Origin of the sequence: Streptomyces glaucescens (genome assembly GCF_000761215.1) — a bacterium.
GTDB lineage: Bacteria > Actinomycetota > Actinomycetes > Streptomycetales > Streptomycetaceae > Streptomyces > Streptomyces glaucescens_B.
Window position 1 is genome coordinate 4,931,174 of record NZ_CP009438.1, and the last position, 22,669, is coordinate 4,953,842.

Sequence of the window (22,669 nt, forward strand, 5' to 3'; positions counted from 1 at the left end):
ACTGACGGCGAGCCTGTGAGGTAAGGCTCAGTTGGCCGCCCGCGGGATCCCGCGAGGGCTATCGCGATCTATCGTGTTTCGGTACGCTGCTGCCGTGGACCTTCAGAAGCAGACCGCGCCCGCCTCCGAACTGCGCGCCTCGGACGCCGAACGCGACCGTGTCGCGGACCTCCTCGGCCGAGCCCTCGCCGAGGGCCGCCTCACCGCCGAGGAGCATGCCGAGCGGGTCGAGGAGGTCTTCCGGGCCAGGACGGTCGGTGAGCTGGAACCCCTCGTCCGCGACCTGCCCGGCGCGCACCAGCACCGCGCGGCCCCGGTGTACGGTCCCGCGCCCGAGCGCCCCACGGCCGGCGCCGTACCGGCGGACCCGGACCACAACGTGGTCGCGGTGTTCAGCGGCGCGATGCGCAAGGGCCGCTGGCGGGCGGGGCGCCGCATCCACGCGTACGCGATCTTCGGCGGGGTGGAGATCGACCTCAGCGAGGCACTGTTCGAGTACCAGCAGGTCGTCGTGAAGGCCTTCGCGCTGTTCGGCGGCGTGGAGATCACTGTGCCGGAGAACGTGTCGCTGCGCGGCACCGGCGGCGCCGTCCTGGGCGGCTTCGACGTGGAGCCGCTGGACGCGGACGACCCCGACGCGCCCGTGGTCTACGTCGACGGCTGGGCGGTCCTCGGCGGCGTGGAGGCCCGGCCCAGGCGGGGCAGGCGCGTCGCCGACATCCTCGGCCGCCTGCGCGCCAGCCGACCCGGCGGTCGGGGACTCCCTGCATAGGCGCGCGTACAGCGGGTAGACCTTGCTGCATCGTCTCTCGCTCGCGAAGCCGTCGTCAGGAGTAGACCGTGCTGCAACCGCCGCATTCGTCCCTGCAGGTAGCTGCCGTTCCGGCCCCGCGGGTGCCGGCGCGAGACAGGGATCAAGACGCTCCCTGGCACACCGAGGCGGTGTGCCGGCGCGACGAGGCGGGCCTCTTCTTCGCCCCCTCCAAGGAGCCCACGGCGGCGCGGCTCTCCCGCGAGGAGGCGGCCAAGCGGGTCTGCGCCCGCTGTCCGGTGATGGTGGAGTGCCGCGAGCACGCCCTGCTCCAGCCCGAGCCCTACGGCGTCTGGGGCGGCCTGACCGCAGCCGAACGCCGAGTCGTCCTGGCCCGGCGCCGCCGCCGCGACGTGGAGCTGAAGAAGGCGGCGAGGGCGGCCAGCCAGATAGCGGCGGCGGGCTGACCGCGCACCCGGACGACACGCACGGAAAAGGGCGCCCCTCCGCACAGGGGCGCCCTTCCGCCGTACCGGGCCGGGAGACTCACCCGAGGGGCGCGGAACCCGGCGGCCGGGCACGGACGGCCCGCGGCCTCCGGCGATCCGCGGCCCCGCCCCGCGGGCCGCCGCCCGCGGCCCCTACTTCGCCCGGTCGAAATCGATCGCGCTGTACGCCCGCAGCTTGCTCAGCCGGTGCTCCGAGTCGATCCGCCGCACCGTCCCCGACTTCGACCGCATGACGATCGAGTCGGTCGTCGCCGTCTCCGACCGGTACCGCACACCCCGCAGCAGCTCACCGTCGGTGATGCCGGTCGCCACGAAGAACACGTTCTCCCCGGTGACCAGGTCCTCCGTGGTCAGCACCCGGTCGAGGTCGTGCCCCGCGTCGATCGCCCGCTGCTTCTCCTCCTCGTCCTTCGGCCAGAGCTTGCCCTGGATGGTGCCGCCGAGGCACTTCACCGCGCAGGCCGAGATGATGCCCTCGGGGGTGCCGCCGATGCCGAGCAGCAGGTCCACCCCGGTGCCCTCGCGCAGCGCCAGGATCGACCCGGCGACATCGCCGTCCGAGATGAGCTTGATCCGCGCACCGGTCTCCCGGATCTCCTGGATGATCCCCTCGTGCCGGGGCCGGTCCAGGATGACGACGGTGACGTCCTCGGGCGTGGCCCGCTTGGCCTTGGCGACCCGGCGGATGTTCACCGCCACCGGGGCGTCGATGTCCACGAAGTCGGCCGCCTCGGGGCCGGTGACCAGCTTGTCCATGTAGAACACGGCGGACGGGTCGAACATGGAGCCGCGCTCCGCCGCCGCGAGCACGGCGATGGCGTTCGGCATGCCCTTGGCGGTCAGGGTGGTGCCGTCGATCGGGTCGACGGCGATGTCGCACTCGGGCCCGGTGCCGTCGCCGACGTGCTCCCCGTTGAAGAGCATCGGGGCTTCGTCCTTCTCGCCCTCGCCGATGACGACGACGCCGTTCATGGAGACGGTGGAGACGAGGGTCCGCATGGCGCGCACCGCGGCACCGTCGGCGCCGTTCTTGTCACCGCGCCCCACCCAGCGGCCGGCGGCCATCGCCGCCGCCTCGGTCACGCGGACGAGTTCGAGGGCGAGGTTGCGGTCGGGGGCCTCGGAGGGGACATCGAGTTCGGACGGCAGATGATGCTCGGTCATCGGAGCGCACCTTTCTGATACGACGACGGCCGGATGAGGGTGTTGGCCATGACTCTATCGTCAGACCGACAAAATGAGCAGGGCACCCCACGGATGAGCGGACCGGGGCACCTGCGACCATAGGGGGGTGGCAGGTACGAACGGCAAGCAGAAGACGGCCCGGAGCATGGTGCTCTCCCTGGGCGTGACCTTGCTCGCGGGCGGGGTCATGTACCTCTTCATCCCGCACGAGGACGGTGAGCCGGACCTCAAGCCGGTCGACTACCGCGTGGAGCTGCTCACGGCACAGCGGGCCGCGCCGTACCCGGTGGCCGCGCCCGAGGGGCTGCCGGGCGGCTGGAAGGCGACCTCCGTGCGGTACCAGGGCATCGAGAACGACACCTGGCACCTGGGCTTCCACACCCCGGACGGCCAGTACGTCGAGATCAAGCAGTCCACGGAGAAGCCGTCGCGGTTCATCGACGAGACGACGGACGGCGCGCGCGCGACGAAGGCCACCGAGGAGATCGGCGGCCGCACCTGGACCCGCTACACCGGTGGCCGCTACGACGCCCTGGTGCTGCTGGCGGGCGGCGCGGACGGCGCGGACGGCGCGGACGGCGCGAAGGGCGCCGACGGGGCGGGTGCCCGGGGTGCGACGACCGTGGTGGCCGGTACCGGTTCGTTCGCGCAGCTGAAGCAGATGGCGGCGGCCCTGAAGCTGGGCTGAGCCGCCGCGGACACGCAGAGGGGCCCCGGCGGACGATGCCGGGGCCCCCCTTGCGTGCGGGCGGTGTGCGCGCGGGGCGCTGCGGACCTCAGACGGTCGTGACGACCTGCTCGAACGCCAGCCGCGGGGAGCGCGGGAACCAGGCGTCCGGGCCCGGCTTGCCGATGTTGACCACCATCAGCGGCGTGTGGTCGTCGTCCAGGAACTCCTTGCGCACGCCCTCGAAGTCCAGACCGGTCATGGGCCCGGCGGCCAGACCGGCGGCGCGCACGCCGACGATGAAGTAGCCGGCCTGGAGGGCGGCGTTGAGCAGGGCGGAGTTCTCGCGGACCGGGCGCTCGGCGAAGAAGGCGTCCTTGGCCTGCGGGAAGTGCGGGAAGAGCTCGGGCAGCTCCTCGTGGAACTCGTTGTCCGCGGAGAGGATCGCGACCAGCGGGGCGGTGGCCGTCTTCGGCTGGTTGCCCTCGGCCATGTGCTTCACCAGCCGCTCACGGGCCTCGGCGGAGCGGACCAGGGTGATGCGCAGCGGGGACTGGTTGAACGCGGTCGGGCCGTACTTGACCAGGTCGTAGATCGCCTGGACCTGCTCGTCGGTCACCGGCTCGTCGGTGAACGTGTTCGCGGTGCGGGCCTCGCGGAAGAGCAGGTCCTGGGCGGCGGGGTCAAGAACGAGGGACATGGCTGAACCTTTTCGGACGGGGTGGTGAACGTCCCCGACCCTACGGACTTTAAGTTCAACGTTCAACCAAAGGCTGGCCGTGGTGATCCGCTTCACAGCCGGTGCACCCCGCCCGGACGGTGACCCGTGCCCGGGGAGCCACCCGCACCCGGAGGGTGACCTGAACCTGACCTCGACGGTGGCCCGGACCCGTACCCGGACGGTGGTCCGGCCCTGGACCCCGGACCGTGGCCCGGGCCCGCCGCCGGACCGCCTACCGCGGCTCGCCCTCGGAGGGCGCCGTCCCGGCCTCCTCCGCAGCGGCTTCCTCCGCCAGCGCCGCGTCCAGCCGGGCCCGCGCGCCCTCCAGCCAACGGCGGCACACCTTGGCCAGCTCCTCCCCGCGCTCCCAGAGCGCCAGGGACTCCTCCAGCGTCGTACCGCCCGCCTCCAGCCGCCGGACGACCTCGATCAACTCGTCCCGGGCCTGCTCGTAGCCGAGCGCCTCTTCCACCTTGCTGGTCATCCGCTCACCCTAGGTTCGACTCGTACGGAGAACTCGCCCTCGGCCACCCGCGCGCGCAGCGCCTCGTCCGGCGAGACCTCGCCCGGATCGCGGATCACGTGCCCGTCGGCCCCCTGCAGCACGGCGTACCCCCGCTGGAGCGTGGCAGCGGGCGAGAGGGCCACCACGCGCGCGTGGGTGTGGGTCAGCTCCGACTCGGCGCGGTCCAGGAGATGCCCCAGGCAACGGCGGCCCCGCCCGGTCAGCGAGTCCACCAGGTCCGAGCGCTCGTCGATCATCCGGTGCGGATTCTCCATCACCGGACGCGCCAGCGCGTGCGCCAGCCCGCGCTCCTCCCGGTCGACGAACGCCTCCACACAGCGCCGCGCCCGGTCGCGCAGCTGCCGCACCCGCTCGGCCTCCTCGCCGACGTCCGGCACCACCTTCTTGGCGGCGTCCGTCGGGGTGGAGGCACGCAGATCGGCCACATGGTCCAGCAGTGGATTGTCCGGCTCGTGGCCGATGGCCGACACCACCGGCGTACGGCACGAGGCGACCGCCCGCACCAGCTGCTCGTCGGAGAACGGCAGCAGGTCCTCCACGCTGCCGCCGCCCCGGGCGACGATGATCACGTCCACGTCGTCGATCTCGTCCAGCTCCTTCACCGCCTGGACCACCTGCGGCACCGCGTGGACACCCTGCACCGCGACGTTGCGCACCTCGAAGCGGACGTGCGGCCAGCGGTGCCGGGCGTTCTCCAGCACGTCCCGCTCCGCCGCCGAGGCGCGACCGCAGACCAGGCCGATCAGCTGCGGCAGGAAGGGCAGCGGCTTCTTGCGCTCCGGCGCGAACAGGCCCTCGGCCGCCAGCGCCTTCTTCAACTGCTCCAGCCGCGCCAGCAGCTCGCCGACGCCCACCGGCCTTATCTCCGCCGCCCGCAGCGACAGCTGCCCCCGCGGCGCGTACCACTCGGGCTTCGCCAGCACGATCACCCGCGCGCCCTCGCTGACGACGTCGGCCACGGTGTCGAACACCTGCCGGTAGCAGGTGACGCTCACCGAGATGTCGTACGACGGGTCGCGCAGCGTCAGGAAGACCACGCCCGCGCCCGGCCGCCGGGACAACTGGGTGATCTGCCCCTCGACCCACACCGCGCCGAGCCGGTCGATCCACCCCCCGATGAGCCGCGACACCTCACCGACGGGGAGCGGGGATTCCGGGGACGTGTTCACAGCCATGCTCGTGAGCGTAACGGCACCCACCGACAATCCGGTGCGGCCTGCGCCGGGCGCGGAGTGCCGCATCAGCCGGCCTCCCCGGGGCGGCGGCGGCCCCGCTGGACGGCGAGCACCAGCAGGCCCGCCGCCAGCCACCCGGCACCCACCACCTGCGCCGCCCCCGACGCCTCCACGATCACGGCGACGGTGACCGCCGCCCCCAGCAGCGGCACCAGCACATGCCGCCACCGGCTCACCGGCCCGCCGCGCCGCCACAGCGCGAACCAGGCCAGCACGCTCGCGTGCAGCAGGGTGAACGCGGTCAGCGGACGAAACCGGCCCCGTCGCCGAGCGCCACGCGCGCGTAGGCGAACACCGAGCCCGCCTGGGGGACGACCCGCACCATCTGCGCGTAGCTGAACGCGGTGAACGCCATCGCGACCGTGGCGGCCATATAGACCAGCGCCACCGCACCGTGCGACCGCGCGTCCAGGGTGCCGAACACGCCCACCGGGGCCATGGGGGCGATGAACAGCAGCCCGTAGACCACCAGGTCGCGAAAGCCCAGGCTGCGGCACAGGCCATGGTGGTCGCCGGACCGGGGGACCGCCGTGCCGGTGTCGGACATCGGTTCCTCCGCGCGTCGCGTTCGTCCGGTTCCGTACCGCCCCGCCCCGCCCAGGGCCAGTCTCCCCGGCGACGTGACCCGGCCGCGATCTCTGACCCCCCGAACGCGGCCTTACGATGGGTGCCATGACTGCTTCGCCTGGCCGCCGTGTCCTGCTCGCCGCCCCCCGGGGCTACTGCGCGGGTGTGGACCGCGCCGTGATCGCCGTCGAGAAGGCCCTGGAGCAGTACGGGGCCCCCGTGTACGTCCGCCACGAGATCGTCCACAACAAGTACGTGGTGCAGACCCTGGAGAAGAAGGGCGCGATCTTCGTCGAGCGGACCGAGGAGGTCCCCCCGGGGAACATCGTCATGTTCTCCGCGCACGGCGTCGCCCCCGTCGTCCACGAGGAGGCCAGGCAGGGCCGCCTCGCCACCATCGACGCGACCTGCCCGCTGGTCACCAAGGTGCACAAGGAAGCCGTCCGCTTCGCCAACGAGGACTACGACATCCTGCTGATCGGCCACGAGGGCCACGAGGAGGTCATCGGCACCTCCGGCGAGGCCCCCGACCACATCCAGCTCGTCGACGGCCCGGGTGACGTGGCGAAGGTCGAGGTGCGCGACCCCTCCAAGGTCGTCTGGCTGTCCCAGACCACCCTCTCCGTCGACGAGACCATGGAGACCGTCGACGCGCTCAAGGAGAAGTTCCCGCAGCTCATCTCCCCGCCCAGCGACGACATCTGCTACGCCACGCAGAACCGCCAGCTCGCCGTGAAGCAGATGGGCGCCGAGGCCGACCTGGTGATCGTCGTCGGCTCCCGCAACTCCTCCAACTCCAAGCGGCTCGTCGAGGTCGCCAAGCTGGCCGGCGCCCGCGCCTCCTACCTGGTCGACTTCGCCGACGAGATCGACGAGGCCTGGCTGGAGGGCGTGACCACGGTCGGCGTCACCTCGGGCGCCTCCGTGCCGGAGGTGCTGGTGGAGCAGGTGCTGGAGTGGCTGGCCCGGCGCGGTTTCGAGGACGTGGAGATCGTCAAGGCCGCAGAGGAGTCCATCACCTTCTCGCTGCCCAAGGAGCTGCGCCGCGATCTGCGCGAGGAAGCGGCGGCGCTGGTCGCCGAGCGGGGCGGCGCGGGCGCCGCGGGGGCATGACCGTCAGTCGTCCGTCGTAACGTGGAGCCATGCAGATCTTCGGCGTGGACATCGGCGGATCCGGAATCAAGGGTGCCCCCGTGGACCTCGGCAGGGGCGACCTGGCGGCCGAGCGCCACAAGGTGCTCACCCCCCACCCGGCGACCCCCGACGGCGTGGCGGACGGCGTCAAGCAGGTCATCGACCACTTCGGCTGGACGGGACCGGTCGGGCTGACCTTCCCGGGGGTGGTCACCGGCGGATCCACCGTCCGCACGGCGGCCAACGTCGACAAGAGCTGGATCGACACCGACGCCCGCGCGCTGTTCTCCGACCGCCTCGGCGGGCTCCCCGTCACGGTGGTGAACGACGCGGACGCCGCGGGCGTCGCCGAGATGTCCTTCGGCGCCGGACGCGACCGCAAGGGGACGGTCGTCCTGCTCACCTTCGGCACCGGCATCGGCAGCGCCCTGTTCGTCGACGGCACCCTCGTGCCCAACACCGAGCTGGGCCACCTGGAGCTGGACGGCCACGACGCGGAGAAGCGGGCCTCCAGCAAGGCCAAAGAGGACCACGACCTGTCCTGGCAGGAGTGGGCCGAGCGGGTCCAGCGGTATCTGGCCCACGTGGAGATGCTCTTCTCCCCGGAGCTGTTCGTCATCGGTGGCGGCGTGAGCCGCAAGGCGCACAAGTTCCTGCACTTCATCGAGGGCATCAAGGCCGAGATCGTCCCCGCGCAGCTCCAGAACAACGCGGGCATCGTGGGCGCGGCGATGCACGCGGCGACGGACGGCCCGACCGGGGACGCGCCCGGGGCCGGCTGAGCCCGCCCCGGGCGGGCAGCGGCACCCGGGCGCGCGGCCCGGCAGGATCCGGCCACCGCGGGCCGGGTGCCCTTAGGGGACGTCTGCCCGGTCAGGTGCCCACGGGCGGGCGGACGCGGGCGGCCGCGGCCCGCCGGGCCATCAGCCTCAGCTTGCGCACGGTCACGATGGAGCCGGTGAGCAGGGTTCCGCCGTACAGCCATCCGGCCTGCGTCGCCAGTGCCGTGAACAGGGCCATCAGCCGGGCGCCGAGCCCGTCGCCCCCGGCGAGCGGGAGCAGGCCCAGCAGGAAGGCGATCGGCACCACGACCGGCGCGCTCACCAGGTCCCCCCGGCGCACCCAGAACGCGGTCAGCACGCACACCGGAAGGAACAGCACGCCGTACACCAGCTGGGAGGCGCCGAACAGCAGCCGGTCCAGGAAGGCGAGGACCAGCATCACGGCGGCGCAGAACAGACCGCACCCCAGTCCGGTCAGCCGTGGGCCGGGCGGCCGGCGGATCGCCCGGCCGGGGGTGGAGGCGGGCTGCCGGGCGGGCGCCGGGGCGCGGCCGGGACGCTCCGGCCGGGCGCGCCGCTGCCCGGCCGGCCGCGCCTGCCGGACCGGCGGGATCCGCGGTGCCCGAGGGCCCTGGACGTCCTGCGGGGGCTGCCGGGGCGTGCGGACGCCACCGCGGGCCGCCTGCGGCGGCAGGTGCGCGGGGACGCCGCGGCGCGGTCCTGGCTGCGGGGGGCGTGTCCTGTGTTGCTCCACTGACCCAACTTAGGTCGGTTTATGTGCCGAATAGCCCGTCCGACACGCCGGGCGTCCCCGCTCGGTCAAGCGTCCGAGGCATCGCCGGGCCGGGGCGGGCACCCCGTAGACTGGTGGATCGGCCCACTCCGCCAGTCCTCATCTCACGTACGGGAAGTCGCAACGTGTCGCTCACGATCGGAATCGTCGGCCTGCCGAATGTCGGCAAGTCGACCCTGTTCAACGCCCTGACCAAGAACGACGTGCTGGCGGCCAACTACCCGTTCGCCACCATCGAGCCCAACGTCGGCGTGGTCGGCGTCCCCGACGCCCGTCTGGCGAAACTGGCCGAGATCTTCAAGTCGGAGCGCGTCCTCCCGGCGACCGTCGACTTCGTCGACATCGCGGGCATCGTCCGCGGCGCGTCCGAGGGCGAGGGCCTGGGCAACAAGTTCCTCGCGAACATCCGTGAGTCGGACGCGATCTGCCAGGTCATCCGCGCCTTCAAGGACGAGAACGTCGTCCACGTCGACGGCAAGGTCTCGCCGAAGGACGACATCGAGACGATCAACACCGAGCTGATCCTCGCCGACCTGCAGACGATCGAGAAGGTCCTGCCCCGGCTCCAGAAGGAGTCGCGGATCAAGAAGGACGTCGCGCCCAAGGTCAAGGCGGTCGAGGAGGCCAAGGAGATCCTGGAGAAGGGCGACACGCTCTTCGCGCACGGCGTCGTCCAGGGCAGCGAGCGCGCCGAGCTGCTGCACGACCTGCACCTGCTCACCACCAAGCCCTTCCTCTACGTCTTCAACGTCGACGAGGACGAGCTCACGGACGAGGACTTCAAGAACGAGCAGCGCGCCCTGGTCGCCCCGGCGGAGGCGATCTTCCTGAACGCCAAGCTGGAGGCGGACCTCGCCGAGCTGGACGAGGCGGACGCCATGGAGCTGCTGGAGTCGGTCGGCGCGACCGAGCCCGGCCTCGCCACCCTCGCCCGCGTCGGCTTCGACACCCTCGGCCTCCAGACCTACCTGACGGCCGGCCCGAAGGAATCCCGCGCCTGGACCATCAAGAAGGGCGCCACCGCCCCCGAGGCCGCCGGTGTCATCCACACCGACTTCCAGAAGGGCTTCATCAAGGCCGAGGTCATCTCCTTCGACGACCTCGTCGAGGCCGGCTCGGTCGCCGAGGCCCGCGCGAAGGGCAAGGCCCGCATGGAGGGCAAGGACTACGTCATGCAGGACGGGGACGTGGTGGAGTTCCGGTTCAACGTGTGACCGGATGAGATGACACCACATCGTTGATGTGGCAGGCATGCAGGTCAGAAGGGGTTGGCTCCTCCAGGAGCCGGCCCCTTCGTCATTACCGTGCTGATTCGCGCTGGGTGTTCAGACGTTGGATCAGTCGGGATCAGGTGTCGTGCACGGTGGAGCGATGCCCGACATGGAGGGCCCACGCTACGAGCTCCCCGCCGTCGCTCGTGTAGACGACTCGGTAGTCGCCGACCCGCAGTCGACGGCGTTCTGGCTGTGACTCGAGCGCGGTGCTGTTGAGCGGGTTGTGTCGTGCTGGATGTGCTGGATGACCTCTCACCGTGCTGGACAGGTGCTGGATGGACACCTTCGGTACCGCGTTTCCGCAGGGGGGAGCCCTGTGATGCATGCTCCGCTTCAACGTGTAGCTAGCCGGCCTCTCGTCATCTGTCGTCATCCCCGGTCATCCGTATCGTGCTGGGATCGCGCAGGTATGCGGATGGTCTGCCGGTGCTGGTTCCACTCTCGTGAGAGTCGCCCGTGATCACGAGACGATCGTCGCGAGGAGTGCAGTTTGCCGCGCCCGGCAACCCCGCGGGCCAATCGGTGACGGTGCAGACCTTCCCGCACACGCTGGACGAGATACGGACCGACGCGGGCCGTAAGGGCAAGTGGTTCGCCATCAAGTGTTCGGTCGCAAGGGGCCTGACGGCAAGCCGACCCGGTCGACATCCCACTCGTGGGCGACGGGCAACCGAAGGGCATCCGCACCGTGGAGGCGTCATCGACGCACCTCCGCCCTCTGATGTCATTTTTCAGGCTCGATTGATATCCTTATTGGGTCGTCGGGTTGTGGAGGAATGACTGATGGCCAGGACTGTGATCGATCTCGACGAGGAGATCGTCGAGCAGGCGATGCGGCTGTACGGCGTGAAGACCAAGGCCGCCGCAGTGCGGGCGGCCATGGAGGAGGGGGTGAAGCTGCGGCTGCGCCGGGAGCTGTTCGACGCCATGGATGACGGCGAGTTCGAGGACGTTTTCGCGGAAATCCGTTCGCAGACGGGGCCGCGGAATCCGGACGGCACCCTGAAGCGCGAAGGCGGGGCCTCGGCGGCGTGAAGGGGCGCTACCTCGTCGACAAGTCCGCGCTGGCCCGCCGGGTCAGACCGGCGGTGCGGGCGCGGCTGGACGCGCTGGACCGCGATGGGCTCCTGGCGGTGTGCGCTCCGACCGAGTACGAGGTTCTGTACTCGGCGCGCGGTAAGCCCGAGGCGCTGCGACTGCGCACCCTGCTACGCGGTCTCGACTACCTGCCCTGCAACGACGAAGAGTTCGAGCGGGCGCTCGAGATCCAGGCCCTGGCCCTGAACGCCGGCTTTCACCGGGCGCTGTCGCTGGCCGACGTCCTCATCGCGGCAACCGCCGAGCGGCATCGAGCCACGGTCCTGCACTACGACGGCGACTTCGACATGATCGCTTCGGTGAGCGGTCTGCAAGCCGAGTGGGTCGTGGAGCCGGGCACCGCCGACTGAGCTGGACCAGGCACCGGCGCCCGCAGATGTTGGGTAGCGTTCTCGGCGCCGAATGTCGCGAATTCCCCGCTGGGACGGTGCTGGGGCGCGCCCACATACCCGCAGGTCGAGCAGGTTGTGATGGAGTGCCGCTGCACCGTGTGGTCGTGCGCTTGAGACGCGGAGGGCCGTGTCGCGGGGGAACCTGCGGGCTGTCCGGGGGCTGTCTTCTCGCCACCGCGTGTCCGGGTTCGGCCGTGTGCCCGCCGGACCCGGTCTCACCATGGGAAAAGCCGCGCGAGCAACATCCTTTTCGCGCAAGGTGGTGGGCGACACAACTGCCGTGCATGGAGGGGATCATGAGCAAGGTCTGGCTGATCACGGGGGCGACCAGCGGTTTCGGGCGGGCGATCACCGAGGCGGCGCTGGCCGCCGGGGACGTGGTGGTGGGAGCCGCCCGGCGTACGGAGGCGCTGGAGGGGCTGGTGGCCGCGCACCCGGAGCGGATGGAGGCGCTGCGGCTGGACGTGACCGACATCGGCGCGGCCGAGGCGGCGGTGCGGGACGTGGTGGACCGGCACGGGCGGATCGACGTCCTGGTCAACAACGCGGGCCGGACGCACGTCGGCGCGTTCGAGGAGACCACGGACGACGAACTGCGGGCCCTGTTCGATCTGCACGTCTTCGGGCCGGCGGCCCTGACCCGGGCGGTGCTGCCGTTCATGCGGGAGCGGCGGTCGGGTGCGATCGTGCAGATGAGCAGCGTGGGCGGGCAGTTGTCGTTCGCGGGGTTCGCGGCGTACTCGGGGACGAAGTTCGCCCTGGAGGGGATGTCCGAGGCGCTCGCCGACGAGGTGGCCGAGTTCGGCATCAAGGTGCTCGTCGTCGAGCCGGGGGCCTTCCGCACCTCGCTGTTCGAGGGCAACCGCGCGGGCTTCAGCCAGGACGGCGGGGCCTATCCGAAGGTCACGCAGACCCGTGCGTACGTCGCCGGGGGCGACGGCACCCAGGCCGGTGACCCGGCGAAGGCGGCGGCGCTGATCCTGGCCGCCCTGGAGGCGGAGGAGACGCCGCTGCGTCTGCCGCTCGGCGATGACGCGGTCACGGCCGTCCTCGACCACCTGGACCAGGTGCGCGGGGAGGTCACCGGGTGGGAGAAGCGCACCCGGCACACCGGGTTCGACGCCTGACGGGCGCCGCCGCCGGAGGCACGACACACCTCCGGCGGCGGTGACGGTCCGTCACTCGGCGCGCACCGCTCGCTGTTTCGGTCGGTGCAGGGCCCTTGTGCAATTCCTGTGGAGGGCTCAATCTTTCGGCTGACGCACCCCGTACGCGACCGGGTTGACATGACCCTGCCGTACGCGTGTGCCCCCCACCGGCGCACCACCGATCGAGGAGGACCCCTCAGATGGCAGTGATGCGTACTCCCCACCGCACCACCCGGCGAAGACTGGCCGCGATCGCCGTCGCGAGCACCGCGGCGCTCGCCGCGGGCCTGGTCTCCGCGCTGCCCGCCGGCGCCGCGCAGGCTGCCGCCGAAGGCCGCATCCAGTACGAGGACGCGGCCAACGCCGTGCCCGGCAGCTACATCGTGACCCTCAAGCCCGGCGAGGCCCGCTCCGGCTCCGCCGAGGGGCGCGCCCTGGCCAGGAAGTACGGCGCCACCATCGAGCGCACCTACACCAAGGCCCTCAACGGCTACGCCATCGAGGCCTCCGAGACCGAGGCCGAGCGGCTCGCCGCCGACCCGGCCGTCGCCTCCGTCGTGCAGAACCGCACCCTCAGCATCGACGCCACCCAGCCCAGCCCGCCCTCCTGGGGCCTGGACCGCATCGACCAGCGCGCCCTCCCGCTGAACAACTCCTACACCTACCCGGACTCCGCCGGGCAGGGCGTGACGGCGTACGTCATCGACACCGGTGTCCGCATCACCCACAGCGACTTCGGGGGCCGCGCCTTCAACGGCTACGACGCCATCGACAACGACAACGTCGCCCAGGACGGCCACGGCCACGGCACGCACGTCGCCGGCACGGTCGCGGGCAGCGCGTACGGCGTCGCCAAGAAGGCGAGGATCGTCGGCGTCCGGGTGCTGAACAACTCCGGTTCCGGCACGACGGCCCAGGTCGTCGCCGGTATCGACTGGGTCGCCAGGAACGCGGTCAAGCCGGCCGTGGCCAACATGTCCCTCGGCGGCGGGGCGGACACCGCGATCGACACCGCCGTACGCAACGCGATCGCCTCCGGCGTCACCTTCGCCGTCGCCGCGGGCAACGAGAGCACCAACGCCTCCACCCGCTCGCCCGCCCGGGTCACCGAGGCGATCACGGTTGGCGCCACCACCTCCTCCGACGCCCGCGCCAGCTACTCCAACTACGGCACGGTCCTCGACCTGTTCGCCCCGGGCTCCTCCATCACCTCCGCCTGGAACACCGGCGACACCGCCACCAACACCATCTCCGGCACATCGATGGCGACCCCCCACGTCGCCGGAGCGGCGGCGCTCTACCTGGCCGACAACCCGACGGCCACGCCCGCCCAGGTGTCCTCGGCACTGACCACCGCGGCGACCCCCGACGTGGTCACCAACCCGGGCACCGGCTCGCCCAACCGGCTGCTGTACGTCGGCGGCGGCGGCACGACCCCGCCCGGACCGAGGTTCGAGAACACCTCCGACTACCCGATCAGCGACAACGCCACCGTGGAGTCCCCGATCACGGTCTCCGGCGTCTCCGGCAACGCGCCCGCCACGCTGGCCGTCCAGGTCGGCATCGTCCACACCTACATCGGCGACCTCCAGGTCCAGCTGATCGCCCCCGACGGCACCGCCTACACCCTCAAGGGCTACGGCACCGGCGGCAGCTCGGACAACATCAACACCACCTACTCGGTCAACGCCTCCTCGGAGGCCGCCAACGGCACCTGGAAGCTCCGGGTGAGCGACAACGCGTCCTACGACACCGGGCGGATCGACACCTGGGCCCTCCAGTTCTGATCCCGGGACCGTCTTTCCCCGGCAGCCGTCCGGCAGTTCCTCAGTGATCGTCCTCGTCCTCGCGGAAGGGCTCCGGGTCCGTGACCCAGCCCGCCGCGAGGACGAGCCGCGTGTGCCGGTGCACGGCGAGGAAGCCGAACGGGCGGTCGTAGCGGGCCTCGACGGTGGTGACCCGCCAGCGCAGCCGCGGCATCCCACCGGCGACCGCGCCGAGCGCCGTCACCGCCGCTGCCTCGAAGCCCAGCGCTGCGAACCGGGCCGTGACGGCCTGTCCGGCGGAGCCGACCGCGAGCGGGCGGGCGCTCACGCCGGGGAAGTGGCCGGCCGTGTCGTCCCGCGCGGTGGTGAGCCCGAACAGGGCGTGCCGCTGGAGGAGATCGTGGCTCGCGCAGACGGCGTACGCCGGAACGGTCACCTCCAGCACCGGCGGCCGCGGCCGCTCCGACAGCTCCCGGACGACGGACAGTCCCGGCCCCGCGTCCCCGTACGGCAGGGCGGGCCCGGGCACGACCGGACAGCGCCGGGCGAGCACGTCCACGCCGGCCGCCAGCACCCGGCCGGGCGTCATGTGCTGCTCACCGAGCAGCAGATGGACGTCGAGGGCGCCGCCGCCCAGCACCTTCAGCTCGGTGACGCAGCCGTGCGCGGTGTCCGCGACACCGACGCGGTCCAGCACCTCGCCGCGCCGCCACAGCCCGGCCAGGACCCGCTCGGCCCACGGCCCGTCCTCCGGGCACAGCGCGTACTCCTCGAACGGCCGCAGCCACCGGGTGCGCAGGGCCAGGGCGCCGGCCAGCACCAGCTCGGGCCGCTCCGCCAGCGGCACCGGCATGCCCGGCACCAGGCCCCCGGTCCGCTCGGCCGCCCAGGCGTCGAGGGCGGCCCGGTCGGCCTCGGCGTCCCCGCTCAGCACCCCGTGCGCCGCGCCGGGCAGCCCCGCCCGCCACGCCTCGCGCAGCTCCAGCGTGCGCGCCGTCCACAGGCCCACCGCCGCCCCGGCACCGGGCAGTGCCGCGAGCCCGGCCAGCAGTTCCCGGGCCGCCGCCGCCGACCGCGCGGCGGGCAGCCCCACGGCGTCCGCCAGTTCGGCCCGGGCCGCGCCCCCGGCGCCGTCCGCGAGCAGGGCGAGCAGCGGCCACACCCCGGGCGCCGAGAACACGGTGGCGCCTCGGACCGTCCGCGCCCAGCGCGCCGTCAGCGCGTTGACCGCCCGGATCGTCGTGTTCGTGACCCGCATGCCCCGCCCACCGTCCCCCCGCTTACCATGCGCCAAGTCGTACGTCAGTTCCTCACGATCCGAGTCAGGAGCACGGTACCCGTGTCCACACCGCCGCCTCCCGGGCCCGACCGGCCCCAGGGCCCCGGCCAGTACCCCGCTCCCCAGCCGCCCGGGCCGTACCAGCCGGGTCCCTACCAGCCGGGCCCCTACCAGCCGGGGCCGTACCAGGGCCCGTACGGGCCCGCGCCCCACGGCGCCTGGAGCCCGTACCCCTACCAGCCGGAACCCCCGGTCAACGGCCTCGCCATCGCCGCGCTCGTCCTGGGCGTGCTGTGCTTCCTGCCGGCCGTCGGGCTGGTGCTGGGAGTGGTGGCGCTGCGGCAGATCGGGAAGAAGGGCGAGCGCGGCAAGGGCATGGCGATCGCCGGTTCCGTGCTGTCGTCGGCCGGACTGGCGCTGTGGGCGGTGGCCGTGCCCACCGGCGTGGCCGCCGACTTCTGGGAGGGGTTCAAGGAGGGCGCCGCCGAGGAGACCCTCTCCGTGCACAAGGGCCAGTGCTTCGACGCGCCCGGCGGCTCCCTGGAGGGCGTGACGTACGACCTCGACATCGTCCCCTGCGGCGGTGAGCACGACGGCGAGGTGTTCGCCACGGTCACCGTGCCGGACGGCTCCTTCCCCGGGGACGCCCGCCTGTCGACGGTGGCCGAGGACCGGTGCTACACGCTCCAGAGCGACTACGCCCTGGACGCCTGGGCCGTGCCCGAGCACGTCGACCTCTACTACCTCACCCCGACCGAGCAGAGCTGGCGGCTCGGCGACCGCGAGATCACCTGCGTCTTCGGCCACACGGACGGGAAGGGCACCCTCACCGGGTCCCTGCGCAACGACGCGACCACGCTCGACGCCGACCAGCTCGCCTACCTGGAGTCGGTGCGCGACCTCGACGCCGTGCTGGAGGGCGAGCCCGAGGAGTACGCCGAGGACGACCTCGACGCCAACACCGAGTGGGCCGCCGAGGTCCGCGACGGGGTCGCCGCCCAGGCCGGGGCACTGCGCGGCCACACCTGGCCCGCCGGTGCCGAGCAGCCCGTGGCCGCCCTGCTGAAGGAACTGGACACGGCCCGCGGCCACTGGGCGAAGGCGGCCTCCGCGAGCGACGCGGACACCTTCTACGAGCACTACGACGCCGGGTACGCGTTCTACGACGGGGCCCGGACGATCGACGTGCGCGAGGCGCTGGGCCTGGACACCAGCCCGCCGGACTACGACTACGAGGACGACGGCGACACGGGGAGCGGCGGCCACGGCGACACCGGCCTCGACGTGTAACACGGCGGACCGGTGGACGAGGTGTGAGACCGGCTATAGCGGGAGAAAGTGCCTGCGTAAAGGGTGTCCTGGGGGCAAGTCATCACATCGAGTGATTCCTTGGCCTTTGCTTGCCCGGGACAACCTACGGTTGCCACGCTGTTGCTGTCCGTACAACCTGATGGGAGCGGCCAGTGACATTCGGTGAGCAGCCGGCGTACCTGCGTGTCGCGGGTGATCTCCGCAAGAAGATCGTCGACGGTCTGCTGCCACCGCACACCCGGCTGCCGTCCCAGGCCCGCATCCGCGAGGAGTACGGGGTCTCCGACACGGTGGCGCTGGAGGCCCGCAAGGTCCTGATGGCCGAGGGGCTGGTCGAGGGGCGCTCCGGGTCCGGCACCTATGTGCGGGAGCGGCCCGTGCCCCGGCGCATCGCCCGCTCCGGGTTCCGCCCCGCCGACACCCCCACCCCCTTCCGCCAGGAGCAGGCCGACACCACGGCGCGCGGCACCTGGGAGTCCGGCAGCGAGCAGGCGGAGGCGAGCGTGCCCGTCGCGGAGCGGCTGGGCCTCAAGCCCGGCGACCGTGTGATGCGCACCAGGTACCTCTACCGCGAGGGCGGGGAGCCGATGATGCTCTCCACCTCCTGGGAGCCCCTGGCCGTCACCGGCCGGACCCCCGTGATGCTGCCCGAGGAGGGACCGCTCGGCGGCATGGGCGTCGTCGAGCGCATGGCCGCCATCGACGTGGTCGTGGACAACGTCACCGAGGAGGTCGGTGCCCGCCCCGGCCTCGCCGAGGAACTGCACGCCCTCGGCGGCGTCCCTGGCCACGTCGTGCTCGTCGTCCAGCGCACCTTCTACGCCTCCGGCCGGCCCGTGGAGACCGCCGACGTGGTCATCCCGGCGGACCGCTACCGCGTGGCCTACCACCTGCCGGTCAAGTAACGCTTCCGGCCCGCCCTTTCCCGCGCGGGGCGCGCCGGGCTCCGGGCCCCGCGTTCCCGCCCGCCCTTTCCCCGCCCGGTGTCCCGCGCTCCGCACGCCCGCTCGTCCCGGCTCGCACGCCCCCTCGCCCCCGACCCGTCCGCCCGTTCCGGGGAACCCCGTGCGCCACGGGAGCGCACTCGTGTCCGGCGGCGCACGCCCTCACGGCGGTCGCCGGGGGCGCCCGCGTGGCCGGCGCGGGCCGGGCCGGTGCCGCGCGCCGGGCGCGATCCGGCCTTCCCCGCAGGTCGCCCCCGGGCGGCCGAGATGACGCTGACCGGATGTAGTGGTCCGGCTCGACGGCGCGTTCGATATCGTGCGCCCCCTGGGTGGTCGGCTTGTTGTGTACCTCTTCGTGAAAAGCCGTATTCGCTCAGTGAAGGTTAGGCGTAGGCTCGGGCATATGCGGATTGCGGTTTCCTTACCGGGCGGGGCGCGCGGGGCGAGGACGGGCAGCGGAGGGGCGCGATGAACGACAGCACGGTCACTCTTCCCTGGCTCGTCATACGCCAGGACGACAACGGCAATCGCTACCGCGTCGGCCGGTACGCGACCCGCGCCGAGGCCCAGAAGATCGCGGACAGCCTCGACAGCCGCGGACACAAGCAGCTCTACTGGGTCCAGCGGATCGACCAGAACGGCCCGGGCGGGGAGGACCCCCTCGGCTGACCGGCCCTGGATAGGCTCCGGTGCATGACGCAACGCACCGTGGTGGTCGGAGCCGCCCTGCTCGACGACGGCCGCCTGCTCGCCGCGCGCCGCAGTGCGCCCCCGGAGCTGGCCGGCCGGTGGGAGCTGCCCGGCGGCAAGGTGGAACCCGGCGAGTCCCCCGACGCCGCCCTCGTGCGCGAGCTGCGCGAGGAGCTGGGCGTCGAGAGCGAGGCCGTCGAACGGGTGCCGGGGGAGTGGCCCCTGAGGAATCCGTACGTCCTGCACGTCTGGACCGCTCGGCTGCGCCCCGGCTCCGCCGCCCCGAAGGCACTCCAGGACCATGACGCGCTGCGCTGGCTGACCCCGGCCGAGATGTGGGACGTCGACTGGCTGGACCAGGACGTCCCGGCGGTGCGGGAGATCGCCGCCCGCCTCGCCGCGGGCTAGGTCCGGGCGGAGCCAGGTGGTGCCGGCACGGTCCGGCGAGGGGGCGGGAGCGCCCGCCGCGCGACTCCCGCGCCTCGTACGCCGTTCGTGCCACAGAGCGCCCCCTCACGCGGTAGCACCCCCCGCATATCGGGTATGGGGCCAGTAACCCCACTAAACCGGACATGGGTGGGCTTGCTTTGCCGGGGATGTGATCGGCGTGCTCGACACCGAAGGCGACCGCGCCGAGTGGACCTTCCCCGCGGACCCGGGAGCCGTGCGCACCGCCCGGGCCGCCGTCCGCGGCCAGCTCCACCACTGGGGCCTGGACAGCCTCGGTGACCTCGCGGTCCTCCTGGTCAGCGAACTCGTCACCAACTCCCTGCGGCACGCCACCGGCCCGATCGGCGTGCGCCTGGTGCGTCCCGCCGGGCCGCCCGCCGTGCTGCTGGTGGAGGTCTCCGACCCCCTCCCGGACCTGCCGCTGGAGCGCGCCGCCCGCCCCGATGACGAGAGTGGCCGCGGACTGCAACTCGTCGCCTCCGCCTCGCGCCGCTGGGGCAGCCGCTCGGGCGGCACCGGAAAGACGGTCTGGTTCGAGCTGGCGGTGCCGGCCTGAGGCCGTACGGCGAGCCCGAACGGCGCCGCGCTCGCCGTACGGCCGCCCGGGTGCGCGCAGCCGGTCGGACCGCCCGTGCCCGGCAGCGGGATTCGGGGGCATGTCCGCTGGTTAGAAGACTGGAAGTGTTCGCGCAGTACGGTCCGAAAAGCACTTGGACTGTGCTGTGATCGTGAACACCGTGTTGTGCGGCGCCGTAGTGCTGGATACTGCGGGCAGCCGCCCCCGGTGACCGGTGCCGGACGCGGTGAGCTGGAGGGGACGGTTCGCGTGAGCGAGATACCAGCGAAGGCCACGGAGTCCGAGGACCCGTCGGACGGCGCGAGGGCGGGGGCCGCGGGTGCCGCGGACGGTTCCGCACAGCTGCCGCCCGCCGGAGCCCTGTGGCAGAGCAGTCCGCCCGGCTCGATCTACGACTACATCAAGGTCGCCTCCTTCTCCATCGGCCCGGACGGGCTGGTGGACCAGTGGAGCCTGCGCGCCGAGCAGCTGTTCGGCATCCCGGCCGACCGGGCCGTCGGCATGGACCCCATCGCGGCGTTCGTCGACCCCGACCTGCGCGAGCGCGGCCAGCGCAAGATGTCCGAGATCCTGGACGGGCGGGAGTGGACCGGCGTCGTCCCCTTCCGCACCCCGGACCCGGACGGCGGGCGCGGCACGGACGGGCTCGCCGAGGTCTATGTGATGCCCACCCGGACCGAGGACGGCGAGAAGGCCGCGGTCTGCATCGTCGTGGACGTCCGGGTGCTGCGCAGCATCGAGACGGATCTCGCCGCCTCGCAGGCGATTTTCGGTCAATCACCGTTCGGGTTCCTGCTGATCGACACCGATCTGCGAGTGCGCCGCGCCAACCAGCGATTCGCCTCGATCTTCGGCGGCACACCCGACGACCACCGCGGCAAGGGCGTCCACGACTATCTGCCGCGCGCCGAGGCCGACCGGGTCTCCGCCACCCTGCGCCGCGTCCTGGAGACCGGTGACTCCATCACGGACATGCACGTCACGGGCTTCGTGCCCGGCTCCGACGAGCGACGGCACTGGTCGGTCAACCTCTACCGGGTGCACAGCGGAAGCGGCCGGCCCATCGGCGTCGCCTGGCTGGGAACCGACATCACCTCCCGCCGGGCCGCGGCCCGGGAGGCCGCCGCCGCACGGCGCAATCTCGCCCTGCTCAACGAGGCCGGCGCCCGCATAGGGAACTCCCTCGACCTGGAGACCACCGCCCGGGAACTCCTCGACGTCGTCGTCCCCGGCTTCTGCGACCTGGCGACCGTCGACCTCTACCAGGGCCTGCTCGTCGGCGACGAGACCCCGCCCGGCCTGCCCGACGGCAGCGCCGAACTGCGCCGGGTCGCCTTCGCCAGCGCCGTGTCCGACGCCCCCTTCGCCGGCACCGGCCGGCCGGTCAAGGTCGGCGCGGTCCACCACTATCCGTTCAACTCGCCCTGCGCGGACGCCCTGCGCACCGCCCGCCCGCGGCTCGTCCCCCCGGAGGAGGGCGGGCTCGTGCAGTCCACCCTCGCGGTGCCCATGGTCGCCCACGACACCGTCGTGGGACTCGCCCAGTTCTCCCGGGCGAAGGGCAGCGAGCCGTTCGGCGACCGGGACCGCGACCTCGCCGTGGAGCTGGCCGCACGCGCCGCCGTCTGCATCGACAACGCCCGCCTCTACCGGCGCGAGCACGAACGCGCGCTGATCCTTCAGCGGTCCCTGCTCCCGCCCGGCGACCCGGTCGCGGCGGGCCTCGACATCGCCTGCCGCTACCTGCCCGGCAACGCCTCCACCGGACGGCCCAGCGAGGTCGGCGGCGACTGGTTCGACGTCATCGAACTGCCCGGCCACCGCACCGCGCTGGTCGTCGGCGACGTGATGGGGCGCGGTCTGCGCGCGGCGGTCGCCATGGGCGAACTGCGCACCGCCGTACGGACCCTGGCCCAGCTCGACCTGGAACCGGCGGAGGTCCTCTCCCAGTTGGACGAGATCGCGCGCGGCCTCGGCACGCCCGGGGGCATCCAGCAGGCCACCCGCGCCGCCCGCCGCCCCCGCGAGGCCGACCTGTCCGAGGTGTACCTCGCGACCTGCGTGTACGCGGTGTACGACAGTGTCACCCGGCGCTGCACCTTCGCCAACGCCGGTCACCTCCCGCCGGTTCTGGTCGAACCCGGCGAGCCGGCGCTGATGCTGGACGTGCCGCCGGGACTGCCGCTCGGCGTGGGCGGGGAGCCGTTCGAGGAGGTGGAGGTCGAACTGCCCGAGGGCGCGCTGCTCGCCCTCTACACGGACGGCCTGGTCGAGTCCCGCGACCACCCCCTGGACGAGGGGCTGCAGGCGTTCGTGGGCGCGCTCACCGACCCGGCCAGCCCGCTGGAGGACGTCTGCGACGACGTCCTCGACACCCTGGACACCCACCACGGCGAGGACGACATCGCCCTGCTGATGGCCCGCGTCCAGGGCCTGCCCGCCGAGTCCGTCGGCGACTGGACGCTGCCGCGCGAGCCGCGCAGCGTGGGCCGGGCCCGTGAGTACGCCCGCGGCCAACTGCTCTCCTGGGACCTGGAGCCGCTGGTCGACACCGCGGAGCTCCTGGTCAGCGAACTGGTCACCAACGCCCTGCGCTACGGCGAGGGCGAGATCAGGCTCCGGCTCCTGCTGGACCGCACCCTGGTCTGCGAGGTGTGGGACTCCGGCCTGGTCCAGCCGCGCCGCCGCCGGGCCCGCGACACCGACGAGGGCGGCCGGGGCCTCCAGCTCGTCGGCCTGCTCTCCGCCGCCTGGGGCTCCCGCCGCACCCACCGGGGCAAGACGGTCTGGTTCGAACTGCCCCTGCCGGACGGCGAGAACGGCGTGGCGGACCCGGCGGAGGCACTGCTGAGCCTGTTCTAGGGCTGCCT

The 22,669-nt window shown here is 72.6% G+C and carries 24 protein-coding genes and 1 pseudogene; 16 read left to right on the top strand and 9 right to left on the bottom strand.

Features of this window, described 5'->3' with window-relative positions:
• The first annotated feature begins 94 nt into the window (after positions 1-94).
• Together SGLAU_RS21470 and SGLAU_RS21475 are read left to right on the top strand one after the other, a co-directional pair.
• Positions 95-772 carry a DUF1707 domain-containing protein gene (locus SGLAU_RS21470; RefSeq protein WP_043503796.1) on the top strand — a complete coding sequence of 226 codons (678 nt, stop codon included), beginning with the start codon at positions 95-97 and terminating at the stop codon, positions 770-772.
• A gap of 68 nt (positions 773-840) precedes the next feature.
• Complete coding sequence (locus tag SGLAU_RS21475) at positions 841-1,218, top strand: WhiB family transcriptional regulator (protein WP_078957822.1); 378 nt, start codon at positions 841-843, stop codon at positions 1,216-1,218.
• Positions 1,219-1,392: 174 nt separating this feature from the next.
• On the opposite strand, the gene glpX is transcribed toward SGLAU_RS21475, so the two are convergent.
• Positions 1,393-2,424 (bottom strand): class II fructose-bisphosphatase, encoded by a 1,032-nt coding sequence (gene glpX / locus SGLAU_RS21480; protein ID WP_043503798.1) that lies wholly within the window; start codon positions 2,422-2,424, stop codon positions 1,393-1,395.
• Positions 2,425-2,551: 127 nt separating this feature from the next.
• On the opposite strand from glpX, the gene SGLAU_RS21485 reads away from it, so the two are divergent.
• Positions 2,552-3,133 (top strand): DUF4245 domain-containing protein, encoded by a 582-nt coding sequence (locus SGLAU_RS21485; protein ID WP_043503800.1) that lies wholly within the window; start codon positions 2,552-2,554, stop codon positions 3,131-3,133.
• 88 nt (positions 3,134-3,221) lie between these two features.
• Here SGLAU_RS21485 and SGLAU_RS21490 read toward each other — a convergent pair whose 3' ends face one another.
• From SGLAU_RS21490 to SGLAU_RS36330, 5 genes and pseudogenes are all read right to left on the bottom strand, one after another.
• Positions 3,222-3,812, bottom strand: coding sequence for a malonic semialdehyde reductase (locus tag SGLAU_RS21490; RefSeq protein ID WP_043503802.1), 591 nt, complete (start codon positions 3,810-3,812; stop codon positions 3,222-3,224).
• Between the two features lie 253 nt (positions 3,813-4,065).
• Positions 4,066-4,317, bottom strand: coding sequence for an exodeoxyribonuclease VII small subunit (locus SGLAU_RS21495; protein WP_043503803.1), 252 nt, complete (start codon positions 4,315-4,317; stop codon positions 4,066-4,068).
• Positions 4,314-5,534, bottom strand: a complete 1,221-nt coding sequence (gene xseA, locus SGLAU_RS21500) for an exodeoxyribonuclease VII large subunit (RefSeq protein ID WP_043503804.1) — start codon at positions 5,532-5,534, stop codon at positions 4,314-4,316. Before xseA ends, SGLAU_RS21495 begins: the two co-directional genes overlap by 4 nt.
• A 65-nt stretch (positions 5,535-5,599) precedes the next feature.
• Positions 5,600-5,809, bottom strand: coding sequence for a hypothetical protein (locus SGLAU_RS36325; RefSeq protein ID WP_052413846.1), 210 nt, complete (start codon positions 5,807-5,809; stop codon positions 5,600-5,602).
• A 32-nt stretch (positions 5,810-5,841) separates the two neighbouring features.
• Positions 5,842-6,141, bottom strand: a pseudogene (locus tag SGLAU_RS36330) (amino acid permease); the annotation flags it as partial.
• A gap of 116 nt (positions 6,142-6,257) precedes the next feature.
• On the opposite strand from SGLAU_RS36330, the gene SGLAU_RS21510 reads away from it, so the two are divergent.
• Positions 6,258-7,274 (top strand): 4-hydroxy-3-methylbut-2-enyl diphosphate reductase, encoded by a 1,017-nt coding sequence (locus SGLAU_RS21510; protein ID WP_099052844.1) that lies wholly within the window; start codon positions 6,258-6,260, stop codon positions 7,272-7,274.
• Between the two features lie 29 nt (positions 7,275-7,303).
• Entirely contained in the window at positions 7,304-8,077 is a 774-nt protein-coding gene (gene ppgK, locus SGLAU_RS21515) for a polyphosphate--glucose phosphotransferase (protein WP_043503807.1), read from the top strand.
• A gap of 91 nt (positions 8,078-8,168) precedes the next feature.
• On the opposite strand, the gene SGLAU_RS33815 is transcribed toward ppgK, so the two are convergent.
• Positions 8,169-8,831, bottom strand: coding sequence for a DUF6542 domain-containing protein (locus SGLAU_RS33815; protein ID WP_078957824.1), 663 nt, complete (start codon positions 8,829-8,831; stop codon positions 8,169-8,171).
• A gap of 164 nt (positions 8,832-8,995) precedes the next feature.
• Between SGLAU_RS33815 and ychF the strand changes: the two genes are divergently transcribed.
• Positions 8,996-10,084: a redox-regulated ATPase YchF gene (gene ychF, locus SGLAU_RS21525; RefSeq protein WP_043503809.1), complete on the top strand. Its 1,089-nt coding sequence runs from the start codon at positions 8,996-8,998 to the stop codon at positions 10,082-10,084.
• Between the two features lie 133 nt (positions 10,085-10,217).
• Here the strand turns inward: ychF and SGLAU_RS36975 are convergent, their stop codons facing one another.
• Entirely contained in the window at positions 10,218-10,517 is a 300-nt protein-coding gene (locus SGLAU_RS36975; protein WP_412556244.1) for a type II toxin-antitoxin system RelE family toxin, read from the bottom strand.
• Between the two features lie 410 nt (positions 10,518-10,927).
• On the opposite strand from SGLAU_RS36975, the gene SGLAU_RS21530 reads away from it, so the two are divergent.
• The 4 genes from SGLAU_RS21530 (at position 10,928) to SGLAU_RS21545 (ending at position 14,569) form a co-directional block, all read left to right on the top strand.
• Positions 10,928-11,179 carry a type II toxin-antitoxin system VapB family antitoxin gene (locus tag SGLAU_RS21530; protein WP_043503810.1) on the top strand — a complete coding sequence of 84 codons (252 nt, stop codon included), beginning with the start codon at positions 10,928-10,930 and terminating at the stop codon, positions 11,177-11,179.
• Positions 11,176-11,592 (top strand): PIN domain nuclease, encoded by a 417-nt coding sequence (locus SGLAU_RS21535; RefSeq protein ID WP_043503812.1) that lies wholly within the window; start codon positions 11,176-11,178, stop codon positions 11,590-11,592. The genes SGLAU_RS21530 and SGLAU_RS21535 overlap by 4 nt, the downstream gene beginning before the upstream one ends.
• Before the next feature lie 338 nt (positions 11,593-11,930).
• A complete protein-coding gene (locus tag SGLAU_RS21540; protein ID WP_043506884.1) occupies positions 11,931-12,761 on the top strand; it encodes an SDR family NAD(P)-dependent oxidoreductase in 831 nt (276 codons plus the stop codon).
• Between the two features lie 221 nt (positions 12,762-12,982).
• Positions 12,983-14,569, top strand: a complete 1,587-nt coding sequence (locus SGLAU_RS21545) for a S8 family peptidase (RefSeq protein ID WP_043503814.1) — start codon at positions 12,983-12,985, stop codon at positions 14,567-14,569.
• A gap of 40 nt (positions 14,570-14,609) precedes the next feature.
• Here SGLAU_RS21545 and SGLAU_RS21550 read toward each other — a convergent pair whose 3' ends face one another.
• On the bottom strand, positions 14,610-15,806 hold the full coding sequence (locus SGLAU_RS21550; RefSeq protein ID WP_043503816.1) for a serpin family protein: 1,197 nt from the start codon (positions 15,804-15,806) through the stop codon (positions 14,610-14,612).
• Between the two features lie 81 nt (positions 15,807-15,887).
• Between SGLAU_RS21550 and SGLAU_RS21555 the strand changes: the two genes are divergently transcribed.
• The 6 genes from SGLAU_RS21555 (at position 15,888) to SGLAU_RS21580 (ending at position 22,661) form a co-directional block, all read left to right on the top strand.
• Positions 15,888-17,117 carry a DUF4190 domain-containing protein gene (locus SGLAU_RS21555; RefSeq protein ID WP_043503817.1) on the top strand — a complete coding sequence of 410 codons (1,230 nt, stop codon included), beginning with the start codon at positions 15,888-15,890 and terminating at the stop codon, positions 17,115-17,117.
• Positions 17,118-17,290: 173 nt separating this feature from the next.
• A complete protein-coding gene (locus SGLAU_RS21560) occupies positions 17,291-18,043 on the top strand; it encodes a GntR family transcriptional regulator (RefSeq protein WP_043503818.1) in 753 nt (250 codons plus the stop codon).
• 507 nt (positions 18,044-18,550) lie between these two features.
• Positions 18,551-18,751 (top strand): SPOR domain-containing protein, encoded by a 201-nt coding sequence (locus SGLAU_RS21565; RefSeq protein WP_043503819.1) that lies wholly within the window; start codon positions 18,551-18,553, stop codon positions 18,749-18,751.
• A gap of 24 nt (positions 18,752-18,775) precedes the next feature.
• A complete protein-coding gene (locus SGLAU_RS21570; RefSeq protein WP_043503821.1) occupies positions 18,776-19,180 on the top strand; it encodes a (deoxy)nucleoside triphosphate pyrophosphohydrolase in 405 nt (134 codons plus the stop codon).
• A 190-nt stretch (positions 19,181-19,370) separates the two neighbouring features.
• Positions 19,371-19,778 carry an ATP-binding protein gene (locus SGLAU_RS21575; protein ID WP_043503824.1) on the top strand — a complete coding sequence of 136 codons (408 nt, stop codon included), beginning with the start codon at positions 19,371-19,373 and terminating at the stop codon, positions 19,776-19,778.
• 270 nt (positions 19,779-20,048) lie between these two features.
• Positions 20,049-22,661 carry a SpoIIE family protein phosphatase gene (locus tag SGLAU_RS21580; RefSeq protein WP_043503827.1) on the top strand — a complete coding sequence of 871 codons (2,613 nt, stop codon included), beginning with the start codon at positions 20,049-20,051 and terminating at the stop codon, positions 22,659-22,661.
• Positions 22,662-22,669: the final 8 nt, after the last annotated feature.

What these genes read in the sequence shown, in the direction of transcription:
- SGLAU_RS21495 (WP_043503803.1), bottom strand. Translation starts at nt 4,317, where the DNA reads ATGACCAGCAAGGTGGAAGAGGCGCTCGGCTACGAGCAGGCCCGGGAC.
- SGLAU_RS21540 (WP_043506884.1), top strand. Translation starts at nt 11,931, where the DNA reads ATGAGCAAGGTCTGGCTGATCACGGGGGCGACCAGCGGTTTCGGGCGG.
- SGLAU_RS21565 (WP_043503819.1), top strand. Translation starts at nt 18,551, where the DNA reads ATGAACGACAGCACGGTCACTCTTCCCTGGCTCGTCATACGCCAGGAC.
- SGLAU_RS21570 (WP_043503821.1), top strand. Translation starts at nt 18,776, where the DNA reads ATGACGCAACGCACCGTGGTGGTCGGAGCCGCCCTGCTCGACGACGGC.
- SGLAU_RS21490 (WP_043503802.1), bottom strand. Translation starts at nt 3,812, where the DNA reads ATGTCCCTCGTTCTTGACCCCGCCGCCCAGGACCTGCTCTTCCGCGAG.
- SGLAU_RS21545 (WP_043503814.1), top strand. Translation starts at nt 12,983, where the DNA reads ATGGCAGTGATGCGTACTCCCCACCGCACCACCCGGCGAAGACTGGCC.
- xseA (WP_043503804.1), bottom strand. Translation starts at nt 5,534, where the DNA reads ATGGCTGTGAACACGTCCCCGGAATCCCCGCTCCCCGTCGGTGAGGTG.
- SGLAU_RS21550 (WP_043503816.1), bottom strand. Translation starts at nt 15,806, where the DNA reads ATGCGGGTCACGAACACGACGATCCGGGCGGTCAACGCGCTGACGGCG.
- SGLAU_RS21530 (WP_043503810.1), top strand. Translation starts at nt 10,928, where the DNA reads ATGGCCAGGACTGTGATCGATCTCGACGAGGAGATCGTCGAGCAGGCG.
- glpX (WP_043503798.1), bottom strand. Translation starts at nt 2,424, where the DNA reads ATGACCGAGCATCATCTGCCGTCCGAACTCGATGTCCCCTCCGAGGCC.
- SGLAU_RS21510 (WP_099052844.1), top strand. Translation starts at nt 6,258, where the DNA reads ATGGGTGCCATGACTGCTTCGCCTGGCCGCCGTGTCCTGCTCGCCGCC.
- ppgK (WP_043503807.1), top strand. Translation starts at nt 7,304, where the DNA reads ATGCAGATCTTCGGCGTGGACATCGGCGGATCCGGAATCAAGGGTGCC.
- SGLAU_RS36975 (WP_412556244.1), bottom strand. Translation starts at nt 10,517, where the DNA reads ATGACGACAGATGACGAGAGGCCGGCTAGCTACACGTTGAAGCGGAGC.